The 23,935-nt window shown below is 41.5% G+C and carries 29 protein-coding genes and 1 tRNA gene; 28 read left to right on the top strand and 2 right to left on the bottom strand.

All coding sequences use genetic code 11. From position 1 onward, the window contains the following. Positions 1-4: 4 nt before the first annotated feature. Both nrdR and AAGU76_RS03110 read left to right on the top strand, forming a co-directional pair. Positions 5-466 carry a transcriptional regulator NrdR gene (gene nrdR / locus AAGU76_RS03115; protein WP_342483975.1) on the top strand — a complete coding sequence of 154 codons (462 nt, stop codon included), beginning with the start codon at positions 5-7 and terminating at the stop codon, positions 464-466. A 15-nt stretch (positions 467-481) separates the two neighbouring features. Next, on the top strand, positions 482-1,114 hold the full coding sequence (locus AAGU76_RS03110; protein WP_342483974.1) for a DUF4241 domain-containing protein: 633 nt from the start codon (positions 482-484) through the stop codon (positions 1,112-1,114). A 177-nt stretch (positions 1,115-1,291) separates the two neighbouring features. Here AAGU76_RS03110 and AAGU76_RS03105 read toward each other — a convergent pair whose 3' ends face one another. After that, positions 1,292-2,224: a CorA family divalent cation transporter gene (locus AAGU76_RS03105; protein ID WP_342483973.1), complete on the bottom strand. Its 933-nt coding sequence runs from the start codon at positions 2,222-2,224 to the stop codon at positions 1,292-1,294. 204 nt (positions 2,225-2,428) lie between these two features. Here AAGU76_RS03105 and AAGU76_RS03100 point away from each other — a divergent pair, with 204 nt between their 5' ends. The 14 genes from AAGU76_RS03100 (at position 2,429) to AAGU76_RS03035 (ending at position 14,486) form a co-directional block, all read left to right on the top strand. Then, positions 2,429-2,818, top strand: coding sequence for a NusG domain II-containing protein (locus AAGU76_RS03100; protein WP_342483972.1), 390 nt, complete (start codon positions 2,429-2,431; stop codon positions 2,816-2,818). Positions 2,819-2,840: 22 nt separating this feature from the next. Next, complete coding sequence (locus AAGU76_RS03095) at positions 2,841-3,359, top strand: Gx transporter family protein (protein WP_342483971.1); 519 nt, start codon at positions 2,841-2,843, stop codon at positions 3,357-3,359. Between the two features lie 10 nt (positions 3,360-3,369). Then, positions 3,370-3,612 carry a DUF4321 domain-containing protein gene (locus AAGU76_RS03090; protein WP_342483970.1) on the top strand — a complete coding sequence of 81 codons (243 nt, stop codon included), beginning with the start codon at positions 3,370-3,372 and terminating at the stop codon, positions 3,610-3,612. 9 nt (positions 3,613-3,621) lie between these two features. Then, positions 3,622-4,200, top strand: a complete 579-nt coding sequence (locus AAGU76_RS03085) for a Maf family protein (protein WP_342483969.1) — start codon at positions 3,622-3,624, stop codon at positions 4,198-4,200. A gap of 37 nt (positions 4,201-4,237) precedes the next feature. Next, on the top strand, positions 4,238-4,927 hold the full coding sequence (gene radC, locus AAGU76_RS03080; protein WP_342483968.1) for a DNA repair protein RadC: 690 nt from the start codon (positions 4,238-4,240) through the stop codon (positions 4,925-4,927). Between the two features lie 25 nt (positions 4,928-4,952). After that, positions 4,953-6,014 carry a rod shape-determining protein gene (locus tag AAGU76_RS03075; protein ID WP_342483967.1) on the top strand — a complete coding sequence of 354 codons (1,062 nt, stop codon included), beginning with the start codon at positions 4,953-4,955 and terminating at the stop codon, positions 6,012-6,014. Between the two features lie 49 nt (positions 6,015-6,063). After that, positions 6,064-6,864: a rod shape-determining protein MreC gene (gene mreC / locus AAGU76_RS03070; RefSeq protein ID WP_342483966.1), complete on the top strand. Its 801-nt coding sequence runs from the start codon at positions 6,064-6,066 to the stop codon at positions 6,862-6,864. A gap of 24 nt (positions 6,865-6,888) precedes the next feature. Then, entirely contained in the window at positions 6,889-7,380 is a 492-nt protein-coding gene (gene mreD, locus AAGU76_RS03065) for a rod shape-determining protein MreD (protein ID WP_342483965.1), read from the top strand. 16 nt (positions 7,381-7,396) lie between these two features. After that, positions 7,397-10,807, top strand: coding sequence for a penicillin-binding transpeptidase domain-containing protein (locus tag AAGU76_RS03060; RefSeq protein ID WP_342483964.1), 3,411 nt, complete (start codon positions 7,397-7,399; stop codon positions 10,805-10,807). Positions 10,808-10,906: 99 nt separating this feature from the next. Then, the gene (locus AAGU76_RS03055) at positions 10,907-11,617 is read left to right on the top strand and encodes an AAA family ATPase (protein WP_342483963.1); all 711 of its coding nucleotides are present in this window, start codon (positions 10,907-10,909) and stop codon (positions 11,615-11,617) included. A gap of 84 nt (positions 11,618-11,701) precedes the next feature. Continuing rightward, positions 11,702-12,331 carry a M23 family metallopeptidase gene (locus AAGU76_RS03050; RefSeq protein ID WP_342483962.1) on the top strand — a complete coding sequence of 210 codons (630 nt, stop codon included), beginning with the start codon at positions 11,702-11,704 and terminating at the stop codon, positions 12,329-12,331. An 11-nt stretch (positions 12,332-12,342) separates the two neighbouring features. Next, a complete protein-coding gene (locus tag AAGU76_RS03045) occupies positions 12,343-12,858 on the top strand; it encodes a site-2 protease family protein (protein ID WP_342483961.1) in 516 nt (171 codons plus the stop codon). Positions 12,859-12,869: 11 nt separating this feature from the next. Then, entirely contained in the window at positions 12,870-13,397 is a 528-nt protein-coding gene (locus tag AAGU76_RS03040) for a GNAT family protein (protein ID WP_342483960.1), read from the top strand. Between the two features lie 351 nt (positions 13,398-13,748). After that, positions 13,749-14,486, top strand: coding sequence for an SH3 domain-containing protein (locus AAGU76_RS03035; RefSeq protein WP_342483959.1), 738 nt, complete (start codon positions 13,749-13,751; stop codon positions 14,484-14,486). Positions 14,487-14,631: 145 nt separating this feature from the next. Here the strand turns inward: AAGU76_RS03035 and AAGU76_RS03030 are convergent. Continuing rightward, positions 14,632-14,717 (bottom strand) — tRNA-Leu (locus AAGU76_RS03030). Positions 14,718-15,007: 290 nt separating this feature from the next. Here AAGU76_RS03030 and AAGU76_RS03025 point away from each other — a divergent pair. The 12 genes from AAGU76_RS03025 (at position 15,008) to AAGU76_RS02970 (ending at position 23,862) form a co-directional block, all read left to right on the top strand. Beyond that, positions 15,008-15,355, top strand: a complete 348-nt coding sequence (locus tag AAGU76_RS03025) for a DRTGG domain-containing protein (protein ID WP_342483958.1) — start codon at positions 15,008-15,010, stop codon at positions 15,353-15,355. Next, positions 15,352-15,777 carry an ATP-binding protein gene (locus AAGU76_RS03020; protein ID WP_342483957.1) on the top strand — a complete coding sequence of 142 codons (426 nt, stop codon included), beginning with the start codon at positions 15,352-15,354 and terminating at the stop codon, positions 15,775-15,777. The genes AAGU76_RS03025 and AAGU76_RS03020 overlap by 4 nt, the downstream gene beginning before the upstream one ends. A gap of 9 nt (positions 15,778-15,786) precedes the next feature. Further along, complete coding sequence (locus AAGU76_RS03015) at positions 15,787-17,034, top strand: [Fe-Fe] hydrogenase large subunit C-terminal domain-containing protein (RefSeq protein ID WP_342483956.1); 1,248 nt, start codon at positions 15,787-15,789, stop codon at positions 17,032-17,034. A 1-nt stretch (position 17,035) separates the two neighbouring features. Beyond that, positions 17,036-17,371 (top strand): serine kinase, encoded by a 336-nt coding sequence (locus AAGU76_RS03010; protein ID WP_342483955.1) that lies wholly within the window; start codon positions 17,036-17,038, stop codon positions 17,369-17,371. Beyond that, positions 17,368-18,057, top strand: coding sequence for a PHP domain-containing protein (locus AAGU76_RS03005; protein WP_342483954.1), 690 nt, complete (start codon positions 17,368-17,370; stop codon positions 18,055-18,057). Before AAGU76_RS03010 ends, AAGU76_RS03005 begins: the two co-directional genes overlap by 4 nt. A gap of 40 nt (positions 18,058-18,097) precedes the next feature. Then, positions 18,098-18,643 carry an ATP-binding protein gene (locus tag AAGU76_RS03000; protein ID WP_342483953.1) on the top strand — a complete coding sequence of 182 codons (546 nt, stop codon included), beginning with the start codon at positions 18,098-18,100 and terminating at the stop codon, positions 18,641-18,643. A gap of 187 nt (positions 18,644-18,830) precedes the next feature. After that, positions 18,831-20,159, top strand: coding sequence for an electron transport complex subunit RsxC (rsxC, locus tag AAGU76_RS02995; protein WP_342483952.1), 1,329 nt, complete (start codon positions 18,831-18,833; stop codon positions 20,157-20,159). A gap of 12 nt (positions 20,160-20,171) precedes the next feature. Beyond that, complete coding sequence (locus AAGU76_RS02990; RefSeq protein ID WP_342483951.1) at positions 20,172-21,122, top strand: RnfABCDGE type electron transport complex subunit D; 951 nt, start codon at positions 20,172-20,174, stop codon at positions 21,120-21,122. Then, positions 21,112-21,678, top strand: a complete 567-nt coding sequence (locus AAGU76_RS02985; protein ID WP_342483950.1) for an FMN-binding protein — start codon at positions 21,112-21,114, stop codon at positions 21,676-21,678. The genes AAGU76_RS02990 and AAGU76_RS02985 overlap by 11 nt, the downstream gene beginning before the upstream one ends. A 9-nt stretch (positions 21,679-21,687) precedes the next feature. Then, positions 21,688-22,284, top strand: coding sequence for an electron transport complex subunit E (locus AAGU76_RS02980; RefSeq protein ID WP_342483949.1), 597 nt, complete (start codon positions 21,688-21,690; stop codon positions 22,282-22,284). 12 nt (positions 22,285-22,296) lie between these two features. Beyond that, positions 22,297-22,872 (top strand): electron transport complex subunit RsxA, encoded by a 576-nt coding sequence (gene rsxA / locus AAGU76_RS02975; RefSeq protein WP_342483948.1) that lies wholly within the window; start codon positions 22,297-22,299, stop codon positions 22,870-22,872. Between the two features lie 18 nt (positions 22,873-22,890). After that, the gene (locus tag AAGU76_RS02970) at positions 22,891-23,862 is read left to right on the top strand and encodes a 4Fe-4S binding protein (protein ID WP_342483947.1); all 972 of its coding nucleotides are present in this window, start codon (positions 22,891-22,893) and stop codon (positions 23,860-23,862) included. Positions 23,863-23,935: the final 73 nt, after the last annotated feature.

Here is a 23,935-nt window from a genome sequence, read left to right as displayed (position 1 = left end):
TACTATGAAGTGCCCGAAATGCAATTGTTCTGAAAGCAAGGTTGTTGACACCAGACCTACGGATGACGGATTCAAAATCAGGCGCCGAAGGGAATGCATAGAATGCGGCTACAGATTTACGACATACGAGAAAATAGAAGAAACTCAGATTGTGGTGATCAAGAGGGACGGCACAAGGCAGGGTTACAATCGAGACAAGATTATTAACGGACTTATCAGGGCCTGTGACAAACGTTCCGTAAGCCTCAAACAGATAGAGGGAATAGCCGACAAGGTTGAAAAACAGCTCTTGAACACATTCCAAAACGAAGTGTCCACTGAAGTCATAGGAGAACTGGTGATGAATGAGCTTCAGGGAGTGGATGATGTGGCATATGTAAGGTTTGCTTCCGTATACAGGAAGTTCAAGGACATTAACACATTTATGGATGAATTGAAAAAGATTCTGGATGAAAGAAAAAAATAGCAAAAGGAGCATAGTATGTATATTAATTTAGATGTGCTTAACATTACCAACGGCAATACCACCATGATGGATACCGAATTCGGAAGGATGAATATAGAAAGAATAAGCGCCGGGAAGTTGAAGCTTGCCACCGGAAGGGTCATTGCAACGGATCCGATCATGATGTACGATGACGAATGCTACTCCGAACATGTGAAACCCGGAGAATATCCGGTGTACATATATGTGGGAAAGACTGAAAACAGAAAGAAGCAGACTGTTGTGGCTGAGCTGAGGTTTTCTGACAGCGACCCTGTTAAGTGGGAGATGGCCCTTTTGAAGGGAGAATCTTCAAAGGGATTCGGACATGACGAATTCATGGGATACGAGGTTGAAAACGGACTTGGATGCTTCATGGATGAGCGCGTCATGGAAATGCTGGACGTAATGGATGAGGAAGAGCTTGAAGATTACGAGAAAAAAATAAGGGATGCCGTAAGAAACAGCGAATGCTCCTGCGCAGACATTGTAGTAGACAAGAAGGACGGAAGCAACATAATCGTCTTTGCCAGTGGATGGAACGAAGGAACATTCCCTACATACTACGGGCTTGACAGCAAGAACAAGCTTGCCAGACTTGTGACCGATTTCATGGTCATAGAAGCATAAAAAGCTCCTTATGGAGCCCGGTTTGATGACAAAGTATATATTTGGACGTTGTCATTCTGAGGCGTAGCCGAAAAATCTTATGTTTTCAATAAATATGGGATACTTCACTATCGTTCAGGATGACAACGTCGTTGTTTGTCAATAGTCTAAGCTCCTTACGGAGCCTTTTTATTTTCATCACATAAGATTCTTTTTCTTAAAAAACCACAATGATATCAGCAGTGTCGATATGCTCATGGCTATCACAAAAATGTAGCCGTATTGCCAGTCAAGCTCCGGCATGTTTTTAAAGTTCATTCCGTACCATCCTACTATGAGGGTCAGAGGGAGAAATATGGCTGTTATAACAGTGAAAAGCTTCATGGTGTTGTTGAGATTCAAATCAAGCTGAGCCTGGTAGGATTCCCTGACTTGAGTCACGTAGTCTCTTAGGTTTCCAACCTTCCTGTTCAGGCGGTCTATTCTGTTGAAAAGGATTTTAAAATAGGCTATGGATTTGCTGCTCAGAACTTCATTTTCGTTTTCTGTAAGGTCTTCAACAGTGCCAAGAAGCGGTTCGTAGTGCCTTTTCAAAAACAGGAGCCTGTTTTTAAGCGATACTATGTCGTTTATGTAATCCTTGGTCTTTCCTTCGATAACATCTACTTCCACATCGGAAATTTCCGACTCTATGTTTAACAGTACACTGTTGTCCCTGGACGTCATTTTGTCTATGAGGTTGTAAAGTATTTTTTCCAGACTCAGGCTCAAGGCACCCTTTATATGAATATCCTCTCTTATTTCTTTGAAGATGCTGAGATCTTTTTCGCTGACAAACAGCAGGAATCGTTTTGAAAGATAGAAGTCCAGTTCCTCTACGGCAAAGCCGTCTTCACCATCATGGATTATGTTTAATATACCGAAACTGTAACTTTCGTACACCTCAAGCTTGGACATGTCTGTGTCGTTTGTGCAGTCGTTAAGAGTCTGGTAGCTGAAACGAAAGCAGTCATTTCTTTGTATAAGTTCTTCAGGAGAAAGTATCATCCAGTACTTGCCTTCCTCATCTGTAGAAAATTTATCAAAATCAGCTTCTGTCAGACTGTCCTGGGTAATCTTGTATATCTGCAAATTATCACCTCATTTAAGAATAGATTATGGAAAGAGAGCTATATTATATTATCATCTTAGCATTTTTAATGATTTCTGTAAATTAAATTTAATTTTGTTTTATGTGAAGATTGATAAAAATGTTCGTAATTTGTATATACAATCTTGAATTATGCCGTGAATGATGATAAAATGAATAATCTAAAAAATACAAAAGGGCAAATGATGAAAAAGAAAATTAACAGATACGACATTGCATTGATAGCAGTCATTGTAGCAGCAAACATAGTAATACTTTTTTTGGGAAGCAGAAAAGCGGTTCATGCGGATGAAAAAGTTGCATATGTATATTCACGCAACGAGCTTGTGGGAGAATATGTCTTAAGCGATGACTACAAGACCGAGTTTACCATTGGCGATGAAAAAACAGGATACAATGAAATTCATATTGAGAACGGCCAGGTTTGGATTCACGAAGCCAGCTGCCCGGATCAGATATGCCTGTCGCAGGGTAAAATTTCCAGCGACGGGGAAATAATCGTGTGCCTGCCCAATCAGCTCATGGTAAAGATTGAAGGCGGCGAAGAAGATGACACAGACTTCATAGCAAATTGAGAGAAAAGAGAATATTGATATTATGAATAGATTGCAAAGATATATATTTTTGTCGCTGCTTACGGCGGCTGCACTGATACTCAGCATAATTGAAGGGATGATTCCGCTGCCGTACATAGCTCCCGGTGCAAAGCTGGGGTTATCCAACATTGTCACAATGACGGTGATTGTAGTTTTCGGGTTTAAGGATGCATTGCTGGTCGTTGTATTAAGATGCATTCTTTTAATGCTTGTTGCAACAAATCCTGTAACATTCATTTACAGCATAGCCAGCGGAATAATGAGCACAATAGCTATGGCCTTCGGCGTCAAGTACATGAACAAATTCAGCTATATAGGGGTAAGCGTGCTGGGTGCCATGACTCACAACGCAACACAGGTTACAGTTGCCGCCATCATATTCGGAACATTCAACCTGTACTACTACATGCCCATATTGTCGCTGGTAAGCATTTTTACGGGATGCTTCGTGGGCTATACTTCTATTTTTGTTTCAGACAACCTGAACAGGACCATGTTAAAATTGAGAAGAGAGGTATAAGAGGTATAAAATGAAGAAGGGAAATTCCATTTATCTGATTTTGCTGATACTGACATCCACAATCATAGGCACCATATTGGGAAAGGCTTTTTCCGGAACAATTCCGATCTTAAACTACGGCGAGTCAATAGGCTTTGGGCCTGCAACGCTGGACCTTGAAATTTTCACCATGACATTCGGATTCAGCGCCAACCTTACTGTTGCAGGAATAATTGGACTTTTGATAGCAATAATAGCATATAGAAAACTTTAAGGACGAATGATGAAAAACATAATATTAGCTTCAAAATCACCCAGAAGAATAGAGATGCTCTCAAGATATTTCCAGGATCTGAAGGTTTTCGTACCTGACACTGAGGAAAGTGTAAACGAACAGGACCTTCCGGAAACCACCGTCATGAAAATTGCTTTTGAGAAGGCATACAAAGCCATGTGTGAGTATGAGGAAAAAGGACTAATAATAGCTGCAGACACGGTGGTGTTTCTTGACAGGATCATGGGAAAACCAAAGGATGAACATGAGGCTTTCATGATGCTCAGGTCCCTGTCCGGAAAGATACACAGTGTATATACGGGAATCTGCATCATTGACAGTGAAGAAAATAGGAAAGTCGTTGATTATGAACAAACCTTCGTAAAGTTCAATGAACTTACGGATGATTTCATAAGAAGATACATACAGACAGGTGAATATAAAGATAAGGCAGGGTCCTACGGAATTCAGGGCTATGGAGAGCTCATGGTGAATAAGATCGACGGGTGCTACAACAACGTCAAGGGACTGCCGCTCACAAAACTTAACAACATGCTTAACAGACATTTTTCTTTGAATTTGCTTTAGCAGGAATATCCTGCCAAATTGCATATTGGAGGATAAAATGGACAATAATAACTACACCATAAAATCAATTCCCCATGGGGAAAGGCCCCAGGACAAATTGTTCAGGTACGGGGCTGGTTCTTTATCCAATTCTGAGCTTATTGCAGTTATAATAAGGACCGGATGCAAAAATGAAAATGCTGTGATGCTTGCTCAGAGAATTTTAAGTGAAGATGGCTTAGGGCTTCGAAACGTAGCTGAAGGAAATTTGGAGAAGTTTTTGTCATACAAGGGCGTCAGCCTTGTAAAAGCTGCCCAGCTTATGGCTGTGGCTGAGCTTTCGAAAAGAATAAGCACCTTAAAGATGGAAAAGATAAAGATTTCCTCTCCAGGGGACGCTGCTGTAGTCATGATGGAGGAAATGAGGTACTATAAAAAGGAGTATTTCAAGATAATACTCCTGGACACAAAAAACAATATAAAGAAGATATCACAAATTTCAGTTGGAAGCCTCAACAGTTCCATAGTGCATCCAAGGGAAGTTTTTTCGGAAGCCGTTGCATGTTCATGCTCTTCCATAATACTTGTTCACAACCACCCCAGCGGCGAAACTGAGCCAAGCCACGAGGATATCGTGCTTACAAACCGCCTTGACGAATGCGGAAAACTGCTGGGCATAAAGGTTTTGGACCACATTATTATTGGTGACGGCGTTTTTTACAGCTTCAAGGAAGAAGGATTAATTTAATAATTGCGAAAGGCGAAAGGATAAAATGGGATTTTTCGATTTTTTTACACAAAAGATAGGAATTGATTTAGGAACTTCAAACACACTGGTATATGTAAGCAACAAGGGAATAACTGTAAACGAGCCATCTGTTGTTGCAATCAACACAGGTTCCAATGAGGTATGTGCCGTGGGTGAAAATGCAAAGGCAATGCTCGACAGGACCCCGAAGACCATAAATGCCGTAAGACCTCTTCAAAATGGCGTAATAGCCGATTTTGAAATAACAAGGGTAATGATCAAATACTTCATTGACAAGGCTCTTAACAAGAAGCGCTTCATTAAGGCAAACATAGTTATATGTATGCCTGTGGGCGTGACATCCATAGAAAAGAAGGCCGTGGAAGATGTTGCCTATGACTCAGGAGCGAGAAAGGTCAAGCTGGTGGAGGAGCCCATGGCGGCAGCAATTGGGGCAGGTCTTCCCGTTGATCAGCCTTTGGGAAACATGATCATAGACATAGGCGGAGGCACAACGGAAATAGCCATAATTTCCCTTGGAGGCATAGTTGAAAGCGACTCGCTTAGAATTGCCGGAGATGACATGGACATGGACATAAGAGAATACATCAAGCTGAAATACAAGATGGACATAGGTCTTGTAACAGCTGAGAAAATAAAAATGACACTTGGAAATGCCAGCAAGGAATACTATGACAAAAAGCACAGGGCAAGAAACAAGCCCCAGGATACCCAGGAAGATGGCAGCAGCGATGATTTCGACTATGTCCAGGTCATGGAAATAAGAGGAAGAGACATTGTTTCAGGTCTTCCGTTAAAGATTACGGTTACAAGTGATGAAATCAGGGAGGCCATTGCTGAGACGGTGAACAACATAACCAATGCAATCAAAAGAGTTTTCGAAAGAACGCCGCCGGAACTGTCGTCGGACATTTATACCAACGGCATCTACCTTACCGGAGGAGGGGCTCTCTTGAAAGGCCTTGACATCTACATAGAGAAGGAAACTGGATTGAAGGTGTTCATAGCCGAAAACCCTCTGCAGTCGGTTGCTTTGGGTGCAGGAAAAATATGCGAGGAAATGTAGCGGTGAGCAAATGAATTTTTTTAGGAAACATATCAAAAGGATATTGTTTTTGCTTACAATATTTGTACTCATTGTATTGATTGGTCTGTCTTCCATCGGAAGGATTAACGACGTAGACCTGGGATTCTTCGGCAGTGTGGTTGCCGGATTTCAGAAGCTTGTGTTCAACACAGGACAGACAGTGACCAGTTCTTTTTATTCTGTTCAGGAAATTGTGAGAATGAGAGAAGAAAATATAATGCTTACGGACAATGTCCACGAATTGCAGGAACAGGTCAGGATTCTGGAAAACATAGTAAACAAATCCGAAGCCCTTGAAACAGAATATGAAATGAAAAAAAATCTTTCCTATGACTATGTTGTTGGACAAGTAATTGCCATGGACGATTCAAACTGGTTCAGCAGGTTCACAATTGACAAGGGAGAACAGGACGGCCTTAAAAAAAACGACATCGTCATCCATGCCGTAAAGACTGATAAAGGTGTGGTTCAGATAGGGCTCGTGGGAGTTATTACCGAGACATCGTCAAACTGGTCAAAAGTAATAACTCTGCTGGATGAAAGCTGCAAGGTAAGTTTTCGCGACATCAATACCGATGAGAGCGGAATCGTGCAGGGCAGCAACGACGGAACCATAACAGGCTACTTCTTCAACTCAAAGGCAGAGGTTAACAAAGATGATAATCTTGTGACCTCCGGCATCGGAGAAGTTTATATTCCGGATATCTATATAGGCAAGGTCAGGGATGTGGTGCCCACAACCGACGTATCCACGCAGAAGATTGTGGTGGATTCTGCCGTTGAGTTTACAAAGCTGAACAGGGTGTTTGTTCTGAAGGTAAACAGATGAAATCAAATGAAAGGTAGCAATTAAATGAAAAGATTCGGCATAATGGCTGCTGGCGTGTTGCTTAGTTTTATTCTGCAGACTTCTCTGTTGGGTTTTTTTGACATACTTGGAATTATTCCGAACATATCATTGATTTTGGTGGTTATTTTTGCCCTGATGTCAGACGGTGTAACCGGAGGAATCATCGGATTAATGACAGGTATACTTTACGACGGCATGCTCTATGACGTATTTGGAGTTTATACGCTGGCCTACTTTGTCATTGGAGCGGTTATAGGGTCTTACAGCGATAATATGATGAGGGAAAATTATCTTGCCTATTGCGCTGCAGCAGGGGTGTCGACGGTTGCAATGCACCTGATGGTGTATGTGCTGCTGTTTTTTTTGAAATACAGCGTAGAGAGCGCCGTATTTGCTTTCAGGAGCGTTGCTGTTGAAACTGTCCTGAACACATTGCTTACAGTGATGGTGCTTAAATTTGTTTTATTCATATTTGGCAGGCTTAATTTGAAGTAAGAAACAGAGGTGCAAATTGAACATACAGAAGTTTTTCAAAAACAGATTCAATATATTATACATGGTAATAGTTGTGATGCTATGCATACTGGGCTTCAGAATGGCGGTTCTTACCATAGTCGAGGGAGAGGATTACAGGGAGGCAGCCGATGTGAAAAAGATCAAGGACATACCGGTGAAGGCTTCAAGGGGAAAGATTTTTGACAGAAACGGTCAGGTCCTTGCGGACAATGTATCAAGCTTCACGGTACAGATGTATACAGATGAAATAGAGCCTGAGAACTTCAATGAAGTTTCATACATTCTGGCAAAAATACTTGACGAGAACGGAGAAAGGCCCATAGATGACTTTCCCATAGAACTGGACACATTCGAATACATCGATGAGGAGCTTGAAAGGTCACAAAACCTGTCAAGTACGCAGGATTACACAGAGGAAAGCTTTGAATCGGTATCGTATACAACGGCTGAGGACAAGGCGATGGATGCTGTAAAGGGAAACATTAGGGAGTGGCTTAATTACAGCATCAACGTGTACGGAGAAAGCTTCGGTCCAAAAGAAATTGTTTTAAATGAAATACTGAGGGACATGGATCTGCCCGTCACCATAACTGACGGTCAGTTTGTGTTCAAGCAGATAGAAATGCAGGTTGCTGAAGCAGAAACAGACAATCCAACACAACAATCACAGCAAAATACACAGCAAGCTTCTGAGGAAGATGCAAAAGAGACAGATCCCATAAAAATCTGGAAGGCGGAGCATGGGCTTGATGAAAACTTAGGCGCCGAAGATGTTGTAAAGGAAATCCTTCTTAAAAACAACAAATATCTGAACACACTTTTCTCAAATTCTAAAATCAGACGGTTGTCCTACGAATTCCTGAAGTCAAAAGGCCTAACAAACAACATAAGGCTGGCTGAATATTCCTTTGTGCAGGACGAAGCCTACAGAAACATAAAAAGGAATCTGAACCTTAATCACGAGGAAATTACCATGAACACATCTGCAAAGGATGACTTTGTGCTTCTCACCATGAAGTATTCCATCGACAACCTTCTGCAGACTGTGTATCAGTCAAACAACGAAAAGATTGTACCTGGCTTCATGCTCATTGAAAGTCTGAAAGAAATTTATCCGGACCTGCCGGTGGAATTTGTGGAAGACGGAGAATTCGGATATTTTCAATATACAGACGAAGATGTAAAAAACAAGTATCTTTCACAACAGCATCTTGATCCAAGCACAACAGCATATGATTTTACAAAGGAAACGGCATTCAAAAATTATGACGTTCTTTATAATCTTGTAACAGACAATTCAGTTAAGTATTATTCCCAGGTTGAGCTGCTGAAATATGAAAATCCCAGCATATCAATCGGTGAATGGGAATACACGCCCATGAGAGACAAAAGGATATGGATAAACAAAAACGTTAAGATTACAGATGAATCTGCGGATATAAAAAACTTCACCGCTCAGGAAGTTTTCGGAATGCTCAGGGACACTCTTAAGATAGGAAGCGACATAGACGACTATGACATGAGGAACATGATGGTCATTAGGGAGCGCTACAGCAAGACCAGCTACCTGTCATACCATCCTGTGGACATATGCTACAGCATTTCAGAGAAAACCGTAGCCATGATTTCTGAAAGATCCCATGAGCTCGGCGGAATAAATGTGGAAATGGAACCCTTGAGATACTATCCTCAATATGAGACGGCATCACATGTGCTTGGGTATCTTGGAAAGATTGCCCAGGACTATGAGGTCCAGGAATATGTGGTTCAGAGAGGCTACAGCACAGACGACATTATAGGCAAGACAGGTGTTGAGGAAAAGTTTGAGGACTACTTAAGAGGCGAAAAAGGAAAGAAAACCGTTGAAGTTAACAACATGGGAAAGACCATAAAATCGGTTTCAAGCCAACCGCCTGTTCCGGGAGACAATCTCTACCTGACCATAGATCTTAATTTGCAGAAAAAGGCGGAGGAATCTCTGAAAAGGGGACTCGAACAAATACAGGCAGGAGGTGTTTTTGAAAGCGAATGGGGAAACTTCAAGTTTGCAGATTCATACAAAAACGCCAGGTCAGGAGCTTTGGTAGCCATAGATGTGAAGACCGGCGAACTGCTTGCCCTGGCCAACTTTCCATCCTATGACCTCAACCTGTTTTCTACGGGAATTTCATCGGAGGATTGGAACAGCCTTCTTAATGATTCTAAGAACCCGCTGGCACCGAGACCTCTTTACAACATAGCAATGCTTACGGCTATACAGCCGGGCTCTACATTCAAGATGGTAACTGCTTTGGCTGCTCTTGAAAAAGGAGTTAACCCTAATACTCCGGTTTACTGCGCAGGTACCATGGAAGTGGGTGACAGGCATTTCAGCTGCTGGATTTACAACCTGTACGGAGGAGCCCACGGCTACCAGACCATGTATCAGGCTATAATGAATTCCTGCAACTTCTACTTCTACACAACGGTCCTTGGAGAAAATCTCGCAACTCACCAGAGCCACCCTGTGCAGGTTGATGCGGAGGATATAATAGAAATGGCCGATATGCTTGGACTTAACGACAAGACGGGAGTGGAAATCGACATTCCTCAGGAAACATCGGGAGGAGTTCCCAGCATAGAAGGCAAGAAGCTGAATATCAGAGTTTATTTGAGGCTCTTCCTTGAGGCCAACGTCGAAAGATACCTGGAAGAGGGGTATTCCATAGATGAAAGCATGAAAAATGAAATTGTAGAGGAAATTGTCAGCTGGATTGACCGTGAAGAGCCCATGACCAGGGGTGAGGTCTATGAAGGGTTAAAAGCCTTGAGGCTCAACCCTGAAAAGACAAATGACAACAACGTTCCTCTGGTTGACATACTGAAGTATTCATATATAAATCAGGCTGCATGGAACGTGGGGGACAACTTAAACATCAGCATAGGCCAGGGCAACAATTCATACACTACGCTGCAGATGGCCAATTATATAGCAACCATTGCAAACGGCGGCTACAGAAGAAATGTAAGCCTCATAAAGGATATCAACACCTATGACGGAAAAGACACGGACTATGTGCCTTTAAGACAATCGGAAAGAATAGGTTTATCGGATTACAGTTACCTAGACATTGTCAAGCAGGGAATGCTTATGGTTTCTGACAACGACAGCTCAAAGCCATATTCCAATTTTCCTGTGAAAGTTGGAAGCAAGACAGGAACTGCACAGAAGGAAGGAACAAATCCTGACACAGGACAGCATTATGACGACTTTGCATGGTATGTGGCATTTGCTCCATACGATGACCCGCAGATAGCAGTTGCCTGCGTGTTGTTTGAAGGAGGCTCCGGGCGTTATCCGACACCAATAGTCAGGGAAGTTATAGGAGAATATCTCAAACTAAACGGCCTGGCCGGAAATCAATAAATTCAATTAAGAGTTAAAAATTAAGAATTAAATGAAAGGATTTGCCTTAGGCAAATCCTAACAACAATTATTTATTCTTTACTAAAAAACGGGGGTTATATGAGTTACGTTATTTTGGTGGGTTCCCAGAAAAGTGAAATCGGAAAAACAGTACTGAGCATAAAGATGGGCATCGAATTGTCCCAAAAAGGCAAGAGGGTGCTGCTAGCTGATTTTTCAGGCGGCAAAAGAAAAATGTCGGAATATTTCAAAGTAGATGAAGATATCATTTATGATATTAAGGATGTGCTGGACAAAACATGCTCCCTTGAGCAGGCAGCCATCGAGATTGTAGAAAACTTATGCCTTGTTCCAAACCCGAGGGTTCAGGGAAAGCTGAACGGCGTAAGAAAGCAAGACTTTAAAAATTTCATCAAGGATACTGAAAGCCAGCATGACTATGATTTTATCATAGCCGACGTAGGAAGCATGTCGTCATCGTTCATCGATTTTGAAAGCGCCGATCATGGGGTGATTATAAACAACAATGATTTTTCGTGCGTAAGGGAGATGAATGCCGATAAAACCATGGCACGCATGAATGGCTTAAATGATATTACACTTGTTATAAACAGATTCAACAAGAAAAATGCTGTGAAGGGAACAATGCTGAAGCTTAGGGACATACAGAGGATGACGGACACAAAGACGCTTTATGTCATTGAAGAAAACCCAAAATACAGCCAGATGGACAGCTACTTCCTTTTCAGCAGCGATGAAAACTCATTCACCGGGACAGTAAAAAGCATGGTATCTTCTCTGCAGCAATAATGAAACTTTTGCGAAAGCAAAAGTTTTTTATTTTGTAATAAAGCTTGTAACATTTTAATAAAATGTATGGAAGGGGTGGGTGAGATGAATAAAATACCAAGAAAGAGAATCAGCATCAAAAGAAAGGAAAATTTTAACAGAAAATTGGCGCTGCAGGTTGTGTTCAGCATTGTATTGGTGGCTGCCGTAATTGTTGCAAAAAATATGGAATCGGATGCTTCCAGAAAATTCATAAACGCAGCCGAAGAAAAGATATCACAGAGCCTTAAGCTAGATGAACTTAAAAACACAGTGGAAGAATTCGCTTCGTCAGTAGTGGACAGGATGCCTTTTGCAAAGAGCAGCTCAGACTTTACAGCTCCCGTAAGCGGACAAATATACAAGGAATACGGATTGAACAAAGACAAAGACCAGTCATACTATAACCACGGCCTGGACATAATATCCGACACTCAGACGGTCAAGTCAATGTCTTCGGGCACCGTTATACAGATTGGAAACAACGAGAAACTCTCGGATTATGTTGTGGTTGAAAGCGATGGCAAGACAATAATATACGGACAAATCAAGGAAGCGTTCGTGAGCGAAGGAGAAAAGGTAGCTGCTGGAGATATAATAGCATCCTTAAGCGAAGCAGAAAGGCACCTTCACCTGGAAGTGTGGGAAGGCGGCGAATCCTTGAATCCCGCAAAATTATTCGACCTTAAAGACTGATGCGGGAGTAAATGCTTATTATTATCGCCTTGGCGGCTCACGAGGCGGCGCACCTGTTTGCTGCGGTTCTTCTCAAAATAAAGTTTGACAAGGTTAAAATAACGTTGTTCGGCTTCAATTTAAATGCCAATTTAGACAACACAGCATTTCATAAAAAAGTGCTGCTGTTTATTTCGGGACCATTGTGCAATGCATGCCTGTATTTGGTATTTCGAAGTTCCATGAACCAGAATTTCGCAAACATCAACTTATTCCTGGCATGCATTAACATGATTCCGGTTGTCCCGCTGGACGGGGGCAACATTTGCAAGACGGTGCTGGAGCTGTTTGTGGACATTAAAAGTCTGTGCAGATACATGATTATGACCAACACCTTTTTTATTGTTTGTTTTCTTTCCATAATATACATTTATAAGAACTACATATATTTTTTGTTGATTGTAATGGCGCTGAAGGGTATAATCGAAGAAAACAGGGATTTAATGGAAAAGTATATTCATCAGAGCTACAGAAAATATAAATACTAGCAGGAGGAAAAATGGTTTCAAAAAACACATACTTAAGAAGAAGCACTTTCGATGACTGCACACTGTTTACAAAATGGGAACAGCAGGATTATGTAAAACAGTTTCTGACAATAAACATGGAACGGACTTATGAAGAGGTTGTGAGAGAATTTTTGGGAAGGGAAAATGATCTTTCCAGGGAACAATACACAATTTTGCTGAAGGAAGATAGTATTCCTATTGGAAGAGTTTATCTGTCCGGGATTTCCAGGGCAGCAGATTCCATTGACATAACTCGCATCTACATAGGGGAAGAGAAATTCCTGGGATTGGGATACGGCAGGGAGGTCATGGAAACCTTGCTGGATTACTGCTTCAACACTCTAAAAATGCAGCGTGTCACCATAGACCACTATCCGGGAAACGAAAATGCTGCTGCTCTTTACCTGAGGCTTGGCTTTAAATATGAAGGAATAATGAGAAATGCTGCGAAGAAGGACAATGAATATTACAATCTGCATCTCATGTCCATTCTCAGAAGCGAGTACTGCCATAAATAAACAAAACTTAAAAAAAATATTTGAAATTATTTAAATTTAGGTTATAATATAAGTACATTTGTAAATGAGAATTTATAAATGCCTCTTAAATTTTTTGCCTCAAGCCGTGGATGCCCCACGGCTTGCCCTTTTTTTGAATTATTTACCTGCAACGGAGAATAATACAACAAGAATGCAGAATATGAAAATAAAGACAAACACATTTCTTTTGAAGAAGCGAAACAATTTATAAATCATTTTATCCCCCCGTACATTATATGTGAAACATTTGCAAATAACATAACTTCATAAGTGACAGTATGAAAATGTCAGCATAAAATGAAAATATAAACAATGAAACGGAGGGGTATAATGCCTAGAATATATTTAAGCCCGTCGACGCAGCAATTCAATGCTTTTGTGACTACAGGCACGGAGGAATACTGGATGAACCAGATTGCCGACGCCATGATTCCTTACCTGCAGCAGTATGGAATTGAGTACGGCAGAAACACACCTGAGATGACGGCAGGTTCGTCCATAAGGGAATCCAACGCCGGCAACTACGACTTTCACATAGCGATACATTCCAATGCCTCAGGTCCTGGCCAGGAAGGCAGAAACAGGGGAACCATAGTTTTTTATTACCCGTCAAGCACAAACGGATTGAGGATGGCGGAGCTGTTAAGGGATCAATTCAGAATAATATATCCGAATCCTGACCGGGTAACCACAGTGCCTACGACCACTCTGGGAGAGGTTGCGAGGACCGCTGCACCGTCTGTTCTCATAGAAGTGGCATTTCATGACAATGTGGAAGATGCCAACTGGATAACGAACAACATTGATACCATAGCAAGGGCAATTGCTGCAGCAGCAAACGAATACTTCTCTTCATCCCAGGGAACAGCCACAGGCCAGACTGCACGAGTGAGACTCACAAGCGGATACCTGAACGTGAGAAGCGGACCTTCACTGAATTCTCCGGTAATAGGAATGGCTCCCAACGGGGCGGTAATGAGAGTGCTTGGAAGAAGCGGCGACTGGTACAACGTTCAATACAACGGAACCAGCGGTTATGCAAATGCAAACTATCTGGTTCTGCAGTGAAAAAGAAAAAACAAGAGAGATCCTCTTGTTTTTCTTTTTTGTATGAAATTTTTGGTCGGAAGGAACTATTTACTAGCTTAAAACAGGTATAAAAAAACATGAAACAATGAACTGTTGTTCGCTGCTTCATGTCCTATTTTTTGTATGGTGCGGTCGGGGGGATTTGAACCCCCACGAATATACATTCGCTAGCCCCTCAAGCTAGTGCGTCTGCCGTTCCGCCACGACCGCATTGCTTTATCATTATAGCGGATGATTCAGGTTTTGTAAAGAGAATTTTCAAAAATTTTTTCTGGAATTTTCAGTAAATTTCTGCAAACGGTTACACTCTGCGACTTGAATAATGCTTGTAATTAATCTGCAAATGCATTATAATTATAACAATATAGTTATTGAGGAAACAGCCTGGCTGCAATTTTAACGACTAATACCGCATGAATGTCGTGCAGCTAAAATGTATTATAATTTCAACAGTCTTTTTAATGGTTTTAAAAAATCCAACTTCAAACCCGGGGGCCTATATGAAAATCAATGAAATAGCCAGTATTTTGAATGCAGAAATTATTACGAACTTCAGCGATGAACGTACGGATATTCAATATGGATTTGCCAGTGATTTAATGAGCGATGTGTTGGCTTATGCTACAAGCGACTCGCTGCTCATTACGGGACTCAACAACCACCAGGTCATCAGAACGGCTGAAATGATGGATATGACCACTGTACTGTTTGTAAGGGGAAAGAAACCCGGAAAGGATATTATTGACCTGGCCGTTGAAAATTCGCTGACTATTCTGGCAACAGACCACACCATGTTTAAAACTTGCGGTTTGCTTGTATTAAGCGGTATGAAGGGAATTGAAGGATGACTGATAAATTTCTAAAAAGATACAGCTACAGCGTTTCTGCAAATGATTTCATAAATGCGGGCAAGGCTTCAAGTTCCATAAAGGGAAACCTGAAGGCCATGGGAATCAACGGGCAGATTGTAAGAAGAATCGCAATAATATCCTACGAGGCGGAGATCAACATCGTGATACATTCCCACGGAGGAATGCTTCACTGTGACCTGTACGAAGACAAGATTGTTATAATATCCAAGGATAAGGGACCCGGCATCAGCAACATAGAAATGGCCATGACCGAAGGATATTCCACAGCTTCAGAATCAGTCAGGGAACTGGGATTTGGCGCCGGTATGGGATTACCCAACATGAAAAAATATTCAGATGACTTCGAGATCAGTTCAAGCAGCAACGGAACGGTAATAATCATTACTATATACCTATAGGAGGCAAAAATGAATTTTTCTATTATGTTCGATAAGGAAAAATGCAAAGGATGCACCAACTGTATGAAAAGATGCCCGACACAGTCCATCAGACTCATTGATGGAAAGGCTTTTATAAATAGTTCCAAATGCATACACTGCGGCGAATGCATAAAAATATGTCCCTACGGGGCTTACACTCCTGAACCGATAGAATGGTACGAAGAGATGCACTATTCCTCATACAAGTACAAAATAGCGATTCCTGGCACTCCGCTGTACGGTCAGTTTCCAAAAACCATCGACATTTGCAGGGTTCAAAACGCCATTCTGAAGCTGGGTTTCGACTATGTATACGATGTAAGCTGGGCTGCAGATCTTGTTGCAAAGGCCATTCACAAGAAATTAGGTAAGGACAGCATGGTGAGGCCTCTCATTTCTGCCAATTGTCCTGCAGCGGTGAGGCTTATTAAAGACAGGTACCCTTCACTGATGGATAATCTCATTCTTCTCAAGGAGCCCATGGAAATCGGAGCCATGCTGGCCAGGGAGCGCGCCAGAAAGCTATACAATCTCAAGGATGAGGAAATCGGGGTGTTTTATATATCCCCTTGCCCGGCGAAGCTTCTTGCTGTCACTGACCCCATAGGGGACTATAAACCTTCGGTTGATTGGGTTATTCCGTTAAACACCATTTACGGAGAACTCTACAGGGAGGTTCTCAAGGAGGATGACCTGGTATGTTCATCTCCTTCGCTCAATGGTTTGAAGTGGGCCGTTTCAGGCGGCCAGTCCGAATCGGCTGGCATCACTAATTATATTGCGGTTAACGGCATGGAAAACATAATACAGATACTTGAAGAAATAGAAAACGGAAAGCTTGACGATGTGGATTATGTAGAAGCCTTGGCTTGCGTGCAGGGATGCGTTGGCGGTACGTTTAATGTTGTAAATCCTTTCGTTGCAAGCAGCAATATCAAAAATATAACCAGCAAGGAAAACAACGATTGTCTGAATGCAGACCTGGACAGATTCGACGAGTTGTACGAATCCGGAATCATCAAGTACAAGTTAAGAGAAGAAGATATCCAGAGCAGGTTCAATATGAAGGAAGCACTTGACAGAAACGAGAAGATTAAAGAAATCAACGACATGCTTCCAGGCCTTGACTGCGGCTCCTGCGGAGCACCCACCTGTTATGCCCACGCGGAGGATGTTTACAACAACGAATCGGAGTTTTATGACTGCGTTGTCTTGAGAGTAAATGAGAAGAGGTGAGATGATGAAATGTACGGATTTAGCTGAAAAGTTTGGGCTTGAGGTATTGACCGCATCAGAAAAGGATATTTCAATAGAAGGGGTTTATATCGGAGATCTTCTCAGCATTGTTATGGCTAAGGCAAAGCAGGATTATGCATGGATTACTATACAGACGCATCTTAACATTGTGGCTGTGGCCGACCTGCTTGAACTTTCATGCATAATAATTGTTGAAAACATGGATTTGGAGCCGGATGCGCTGGAAAAAGCCATGGAACTTGAAATACCCGTCTTCAAAACAAAGAAAAGCGCATACAACGTAGCCTGTGACTTCAACCAAATGGGAATAAAATGAAATATTATTACGACCTGCACATTCATTCGGACCTGTCGCCCTGCTCAAACAGCGACATGACGCCAAACAACATTGTGAACATGTGCTGCATCAAAGGTCTTAGCATCATTTCCGTAACAGATCACAACACTGCCGAGAATATTCTTCCTGTGGTACGGCTGGGAGAAAAGGCTAACATCATGGTTGTTCCAGGTATAGAGGTGACAACGAGGGAAGAGGTGCATGTTCTTTGTTATTTCAGAAATGTAGACGATGCTGTGCTTTTCGGTAAAATGGTTTATGATTCCCTGCCGGACGTATGCAACAATCCTGCAATATTCGGCGAACAGAACATATACGACGAATGTGACGAAATAACCGGACAGCTTAAGAAGCTTCTGCTCAACGCAACGTCATACTCCATTAATGAAGTGTGCTCACTGGTGAAATCCTGCGGCGGAATAATGGTTCCTGCCCACGTAAACAAAAAGTCCAACAGCATATTGTCTGTCCTGGGCTTCATGCCTAAAAACCTCCAAATAGATTTTGTTGAGGTTTATCAAAAGGCAGAAACAGACAAGAGGCTCACTGAAGGGTACGGTATTTTTTACAATTCAGACGCTCATCAGCTGACGGATATATCGGAGGCTGTAAATTTCATCGAGCTTGACAGCGTGGAGGAAATTTTTAAATATATGAAAATTTAAAGGTCGCAGCAGCGACTTTTTAATTTCGGGTGGAGGAAAAATGAAAGAAATATCAATGCATATTTTGGATATCGCCATGAACAGCATAAAGGCCGGAGCTTCTCTTTTGGAGATTGAGATTACAGACAGCGAAAAAGACAATCTCGTAAAAATAGCCATAAAGGACAACGGTGCAGGGATGAGCGAAGAAACGCTTAAAAAAGTCACAGATCCTTTTTTTACAACAAGGACTACCAGAAAAGTAGGCCTTGGCCTTCCCATGCTCAAGGGTTCTTGTGAAAGATGCAACGGAAAATTGGAGATTGATTCACAACTTGGTGTTGGAACAACAGTTTTGTGCTGGTTTGAAAGAAACAACATAGACAGGGCGCCCATGGGAAACATGGGTGACACCATAATGACTATCATAAATTCCATGGAAAATTGTGAATTAATTTACACACATGGTACAGACAGGGGAAATTTCGTTCTAAATACTGAAGAAATAAAGAATATGCTTGATTGCAGCAGTCTTAACGACGGAGAAGTTCTTCTGTGGATAAAGGATTTCATAAATGAAAATATAAGCGAATTATCTATAAATTAACAAGCTACACTGTGGAATTTATATCCATTGCTTGCAAATTAACAAGAATAATGTTAAAATTTTTGAAATTAACAAAAAAAGATGTTTAAAAGTTAAATATAATCTGATATAATCGATTTGTTTGATTATTAAATATTCTTTTATATAACTCTTTTATATAAATTAATAAAAACAAGAGGTGATAATTATGAGCACAAAATTGTTCACATTCAAAGGCGGAGTACATCCCCCTCAAAACAAGATAACGCAAAATGTGCCGATTGAAGATGCAGTTGATCCTAAAATTGTTGTAATCCCATTATCACAGCACATAGGAGCACCATGCGATCCGTTGGTTGCTGTAGGAGATACAGTAAAAGTTGGACAAAAGATAGGCGAATCAAAAGCCTTTGTTTCAGTACCAGTACATTCAAGCGTGTCTGGAACAGTTAAAAAAATTGAACAGCATCAGGTTCCGGGAGGTTCTAAAGTTAATTGCATAATTATAGAATCTGACGGACAGTTCACTGTTCATGAATCCGTACAGCCAAAAGGAAATCCGGATAATCTTACAAAAGAAGAAATTTTGTCAATCATTAAGGAAGCCGGCATGGCTGGTATGGGAGGAGCTGCTTTCCCTACACACGTTAAGCTGAGCCCTCCGAAAGACAAGGTTATCGATGTTCTTCTTGTAAACGGAGCCGAATGCGAGCCTTACCTTACTGCAGACCACAGAATAATGCTCGAAAAACCTGAGTATGTAATTCTGGGAATCAAAGCTGTCAAGAAAGCTCTTGGCGTTGAAAAATGCTACATTGCAATAGAAAAAAACAAGCCTGACGCAATCGAAACGCTGCAGAAATTAACTGCCGGCGAAGAAGGCATAGAGGTTGCTCCCATGGAAGTTAAATATCCTCAGGGAGATGAAAAGAGAATAATCAATGCAATCACAGGAAGAATAGTGCCATCAGGCGGACTTCCAATGGAAGTAGGATGCGTGGTGGAAAATGTCGGAACAGTTGCAACAATCGGTAGTGTGTTTGAGACCGGCATGCCGGCTATACAAAGAGTTGTAACCGTATCCGGAAGCGCAGTTAAGAATCCGAAGAACATTTATGTAAGAATAGGAACTTTGTTCAAGGATGTCATTGAACAGTGCGGCGGTTATTCAGAAGAGCCTGGAAAAATACTGAACGGCGGACCTATGATGGGTATTGCTCAATTTACGGATGAGGTTCCGGTTGTAAAAGGAACATCGGGTATATTGGTCTTCAATAAAAAGGATTCAGAAATTCCTGAACCATCGAACTGCATCATGTGCGGAAGATGCGTTGACGCATGTCCTGTCCATTTGCAGCCATACAAGATAAGCAGATATTCAATTCTCAGAGATTTTGACAATTCAGACAAATATCATGCTGCAGATTGTATCGAGTGCGGCGGTTGTTCGTATGTGTGTCCTTCAAAGAGACCTTTGAAGGAAACCATCAGCGTTGCAAAAAAAGAAATATTAACGAGACGCAAAAAGGCAAAATAGGAGGAATTACAGATGGAAAATATGTTGATTGGTTCATCGTCACCTCATATTAGATCAGATGAAACAACACAAAAGTTAATGCTTGATGTTATAATAGCTTTGACACCTGCTTTGGCAGCAAGTATATTTTATTTTGGATTTAATTCATTGATATTAGTGGTGGCTTCTGTTATATCAGCAGTAGTTACAGAATATGTTTGTGAAAAAATTATGAAAAAGCCTGCTACGGTTACTGATCTCAGTGCTGTGGTTACAGGAATGTTGCTGGCTTTTAACCTTCCTTCAACCGCTCCGTGGTGGTTGGCTGTTATCGGTTCTGCTTTTGCAATAGCAATAGTAAAACAAATTTTTGGCGGAATCGGATTTAACTTCCTGAATCCGGCATTGGCTGGAAGAGCTTTCTTAGTTGCATCATGGTCATTGCACATGACAGGAGGGTTCATAAACCCGGCTACAGATGCAGTTGCTTCAGCAACTCCCTTGGCAATAATGAAAGGTACGGCAACAGGCCAGCTCCCAAGAATAGTGGACATGCTGCTTGGAAATATTCCGGGAGTATTAGGCGAAACTTCAGCATTACTTCTTATCTTAGGCGGTATATATTTAATATACAGAGGAACTATAAAGTGGATTATTCCGGTGTTTTACATTGGTACAGTTGCTGTAATTGCTCTTGTTGTTGACGGAGGAAGCATGTTGTTTTACCACCTGTTCGGAGGCGGATTGATGCTGGGAGCTTTCTTCATGGCTACAGACTATGCCACAAGCCCGGTTACTGACAAAGGCAAAATCATATACGCAGTAGGAGCCGGTGTTTTAACCATGTTGATCAGAAAAATCGGCGGGTATCCGGAAGGGGTAAGTTATTCAATACTTCTTATGAATGTCTTGACTCCATTGATTAATAAATATGTTGCACCTAAAGTATTTGGAGTAGCAGGGGGTGTGAAAAATGAAAAATAATATAGTAAGACTAGGCGGAATATTATGTATAATCTCTGCCGTGGCAGCAGGTGTGCTGGCTTTGGCAAATGATTTTACGAAGGATAAAATAGCTGAAGCTGAAGCAAAAGCTGCAATGGATCCTGCAGTGCTGGAAGCTGTTATGCCGGGTTCAGTGATGTTTGAAGTTTATGATGCTGCTTTGACAGAAACCATAAAATCAGAAAATGCAAAATTTGTTGAGCTGTACAAGGCTGTTGACGGTTCAGGCAATGAGCTTGGATATGTTGTGAGAACTCTCAGTACGGTAGCCGGTTACGGCGGGGACATGGAATTATTTGTGGGTTTCACGTCTGATGCTAAGATTTCCGGTATGAATGTCATAGCACATTCTGAAACTTCAGGTCTTGGTTCGAGAACAACGGAACCGGAATTCCAGAAACAGTTTTTGGGAGCAGATGCAAGTGCTGAAATTACAAGCTTCGATGCAATCGCAGGCGTAACGAAGTCATCAAACTCCTTCGCAAGCGCACTTAACAATGCAATCAAAGTCTTCAATCAGTACGTGAATAAATAGGAGGTAAAAATGGATAAGGTAAAAGTTTTTAAAAACGGTCTTTTAAAAGAAAATCCTATTTTTGTTCAGTTGCTTGGAATGTGTTCTGCCCTTGCCATAACAACATCGGCTTTCAATGGAATAGGAATGGGTGTTGCAGTTACGGTCGTATTGATTGGCTCTAACGTAGTTATTTCTTTATTGAGAAAGGTTATACCGGACGAAGTTCGTATACCTGCATTTATTATAGTAATCGCCACATTTGTTACTATCATAGATTTGTTCATGCATGCTTACACCTTCGAGCTTTACAAGGCTCTGGGAGTTTTTATACCTTTGATTGTTGTTAACTGTATAATTCTTGGAAGAGCAGAGTCGTTTGCTTCAAAAAACGGTATAGTTGATTCAGCTCTTGACGGATTAGGCATGGGACTAGGTTACACATTTGCTATTACTTTATTAAGCTCTATAAGAGAATTCTTAGGTAATGGTACGATTTTCGGCGCCCAGATTATGGGAGAGTCATTCGAGCCTATGATGATAATGGTTCAGCCTCCGGGAGCGTTTATAGCGCTTGGATTGCTGATAGGTCTTGTTAATTACCTGACAAGAAAAAAGAAAGCTTAGGAGGTAGTGTAAATGGAATTGTTCAGTTTATTTATAACTTCGTTTATCGTTAATAACATTATATTTATGCAATTTTTGGGAGTTTGTCCCTTCCTGGGAGTTTCCAAGAAAATTGAGACAGCTGCCGGAATGGGTATAGCGGTTATATTTGTTATCACGTTGTCCGCTATAATCACTTACCTGGTTCAGATAGCTATACTGGTGCCATTAGAACTGGAATATCTTCAAACAATAGCATTTATCCTTATAATTGCTGCATTGGTTCAGTTTGTTGAGATGTTTCTTAAAAAATCAAGCCCTGGATTGTACCAGGCTCTGGGCGTTTATTTGCCGCTGATAACTACAAACTGTGCTGTATTGGGTGTTGCAATAAACAACATTACACTGGAATACAACTTCATCCAGGCTATAATATATTCTGTTGCTACATCTTCAGGATTTTTACTGGCTATAGTTTTGTTTGCAGGTGTAAGGGAAAAAATTGATTCTGCGGATGTTCCGGAAGCATTGAAGGGTTCACCTATTGCTTTAGTTGCTGCAGGTTTGATGTCTATTGCATTCCTTGGCTTCTCAGGATTACAATTATAGAAGGAGGAATAATAAATAATGGTAGTAATAAGCGCAGTAGGCGTGTTAGGCGGAATGGGAATACTGGCAGGTGCTTTGCTTGCAGTTGCTTCCAAAGTCTTCCACGTTGAAGTTGATAAAAAAATCATAGAAATCAGAAATGCACTTCCCGGTGCCAACTGCGGAGCCTGCGGTTTCCCGGGATGTGATGGAATGGCTAACGCCATAGCAGAAGGAAGAGCACCTGCCAACGGATGTCCTGTTGCCAACAGTGATGCTCACGCCAAGATTGCCGAAATAATGGGTGTAAATGCAGAATCTTCAGAAAAGAAAGTAGCACACGTTATGTGCCAGGGCTGTGATTCTGTAGCGAAACAAAAATATGAATACAATGGTGTTCAGGACTGCAAGGCAGCAGCAGCGGTAATGGGCGGAAACAAGTCATGCGACAAAGGCTGTCTGGGATTCGGAAACTGTAAGGTAGTATGTGCTTTTGATGCTATTGAAATAGTCGACGGACTGGCAGTAATAAATAAGGATAAATGTACTTCATGCGGAAAGTGCATCGAAGAATGTCCGAAAGCTGTAATAGAGCTTGTTCCATACAAAAATAACGTGATAGTGGGCTGCCACAACAAGGACTTCGGAAAGGCAGTAAAGGATGTGTGTACAGTAGGATGCATCGGCTGCAAGATCTGCGAAAAGAACTGCGCATTTGATGCAATTCACGTAACAGATAACCTGGCCAAGGTTGATTACGACAAGTGCACGCACTGCATGGTCTGCGTTGAAAAATGTCCTACAAAGGCAATTCAAGGTGACCTTCTTGCCAGAAAGAAAGCCTTCATTGTTGAGGAAGGCTGCATCGGATGTACAATTTGCGCCAAGAACTGTCCTGTAGGAGCAATAGAAGGTGAACTTAAAAAAGCTCACAAGGTTGACCCTGACAAGTGCATAGGCTGCAATGTTTGTGCAGCAAAATGTCCTAAGAAAACAATAGAAATGAAATAGAGAAAAGCTGCACCTGCTTAAGGTGCAGCTTTTTTGCGCTTGTTATTATTTTAATTACTTTGACAAACAACGG

It is taken from the genome of Sedimentibacter sp. (assembly GCF_038562225.1).
In the GTDB taxonomy this organism is placed as follows: domain Bacteria; phylum Bacillota; class Clostridia; order Tissierellales; family Sedimentibacteraceae; genus Sedimentibacter.
Note: the sequence above shows the minus strand (reverse complement) of the source record. Positions and strands in the feature narration are given on the sequence as shown.

Bases quoted from the DNA above. Each gene is read 5' to 3' on its own strand.
- AAGU76_RS03025 (WP_342483958.1), top strand. From the start codon at position 15,008: ATGAAAATCAATGAAATAGCCAGTATTTTGAATGCAGAAATTATTACG.
- AAGU76_RS03095 (WP_342483971.1), top strand. From the start codon at position 2,841: ATGAATAGATTGCAAAGATATATATTTTTGTCGCTGCTTACGGCGGCT.
- AAGU76_RS03000 (WP_342483953.1), top strand. From the start codon at position 18,098: ATGAAAGAAATATCAATGCATATTTTGGATATCGCCATGAACAGCATA.
- AAGU76_RS03010 (WP_342483955.1), top strand. From the start codon at position 17,036: ATGATGAAATGTACGGATTTAGCTGAAAAGTTTGGGCTTGAGGTATTG.
- AAGU76_RS03015 (WP_342483956.1), top strand. From the start codon at position 15,787: ATGAATTTTTCTATTATGTTCGATAAGGAAAAATGCAAAGGATGCACC.
- AAGU76_RS03110 (WP_342483974.1), top strand. From the start codon at position 482: ATGTATATTAATTTAGATGTGCTTAACATTACCAACGGCAATACCACC.
- AAGU76_RS03020 (WP_342483957.1), top strand. From the start codon at position 15,352: ATGACTGATAAATTTCTAAAAAGATACAGCTACAGCGTTTCTGCAAAT.
- AAGU76_RS02990 (WP_342483951.1), top strand. From the start codon at position 20,172: ATGGAAAATATGTTGATTGGTTCATCGTCACCTCATATTAGATCAGAT.
- AAGU76_RS02970 (WP_342483947.1), top strand. From the start codon at position 22,891: ATGGTAGTAATAAGCGCAGTAGGCGTGTTAGGCGGAATGGGAATACTG.
- nrdR (WP_342483975.1), top strand. From the start codon at position 5: ATGAAGTGCCCGAAATGCAATTGTTCTGAAAGCAAGGTTGTTGACACC.
- AAGU76_RS03050 (WP_342483962.1), top strand. From the start codon at position 11,702: ATGAATAAAATACCAAGAAAGAGAATCAGCATCAAAAGAAAGGAAAAT.
- AAGU76_RS03075 (WP_342483967.1), top strand. From the start codon at position 4,953: ATGGGATTTTTCGATTTTTTTACACAAAAGATAGGAATTGATTTAGGA.
- AAGU76_RS03040 (WP_342483960.1), top strand. From the start codon at position 12,870: ATGGTTTCAAAAAACACATACTTAAGAAGAAGCACTTTCGATGACTGC.
- AAGU76_RS03055 (WP_342483963.1), top strand. From the start codon at position 10,907: ATGAGTTACGTTATTTTGGTGGGTTCCCAGAAAAGTGAAATCGGAAAA.
- rsxA (WP_342483948.1), top strand. From the start codon at position 22,297: ATGGAATTGTTCAGTTTATTTATAACTTCGTTTATCGTTAATAACATT.
- AAGU76_RS03085 (WP_342483969.1), top strand. From the start codon at position 3,622: ATGAAAAACATAATATTAGCTTCAAAATCACCCAGAAGAATAGAGATG.
- AAGU76_RS03035 (WP_342483959.1), top strand. From the start codon at position 13,749: ATGCCTAGAATATATTTAAGCCCGTCGACGCAGCAATTCAATGCTTTT.
- radC (WP_342483968.1), top strand. From the start codon at position 4,238: ATGGACAATAATAACTACACCATAAAATCAATTCCCCATGGGGAAAGG.
- AAGU76_RS03090 (WP_342483970.1), top strand. From the start codon at position 3,370: ATGAAGAAGGGAAATTCCATTTATCTGATTTTGCTGATACTGACATCC.
- AAGU76_RS03100 (WP_342483972.1), top strand. From the start codon at position 2,429: ATGAAAAAGAAAATTAACAGATACGACATTGCATTGATAGCAGTCATT.
- rsxC (WP_342483952.1), top strand. From the start codon at position 18,831: ATGAGCACAAAATTGTTCACATTCAAAGGCGGAGTACATCCCCCTCAA.
- AAGU76_RS03045 (WP_342483961.1), top strand. From the start codon at position 12,343: ATGCTTATTATTATCGCCTTGGCGGCTCACGAGGCGGCGCACCTGTTT.
- mreD (WP_342483965.1), top strand. From the start codon at position 6,889: ATGAAAAGATTCGGCATAATGGCTGCTGGCGTGTTGCTTAGTTTTATT.
- AAGU76_RS02985 (WP_342483950.1), top strand. From the start codon at position 21,112: ATGAAAAATAATATAGTAAGACTAGGCGGAATATTATGTATAATCTCT.
- AAGU76_RS03005 (WP_342483954.1), top strand. From the start codon at position 17,368: ATGAAATATTATTACGACCTGCACATTCATTCGGACCTGTCGCCCTGC.
- AAGU76_RS02980 (WP_342483949.1), top strand. From the start codon at position 21,688: ATGGATAAGGTAAAAGTTTTTAAAAACGGTCTTTTAAAAGAAAATCCT.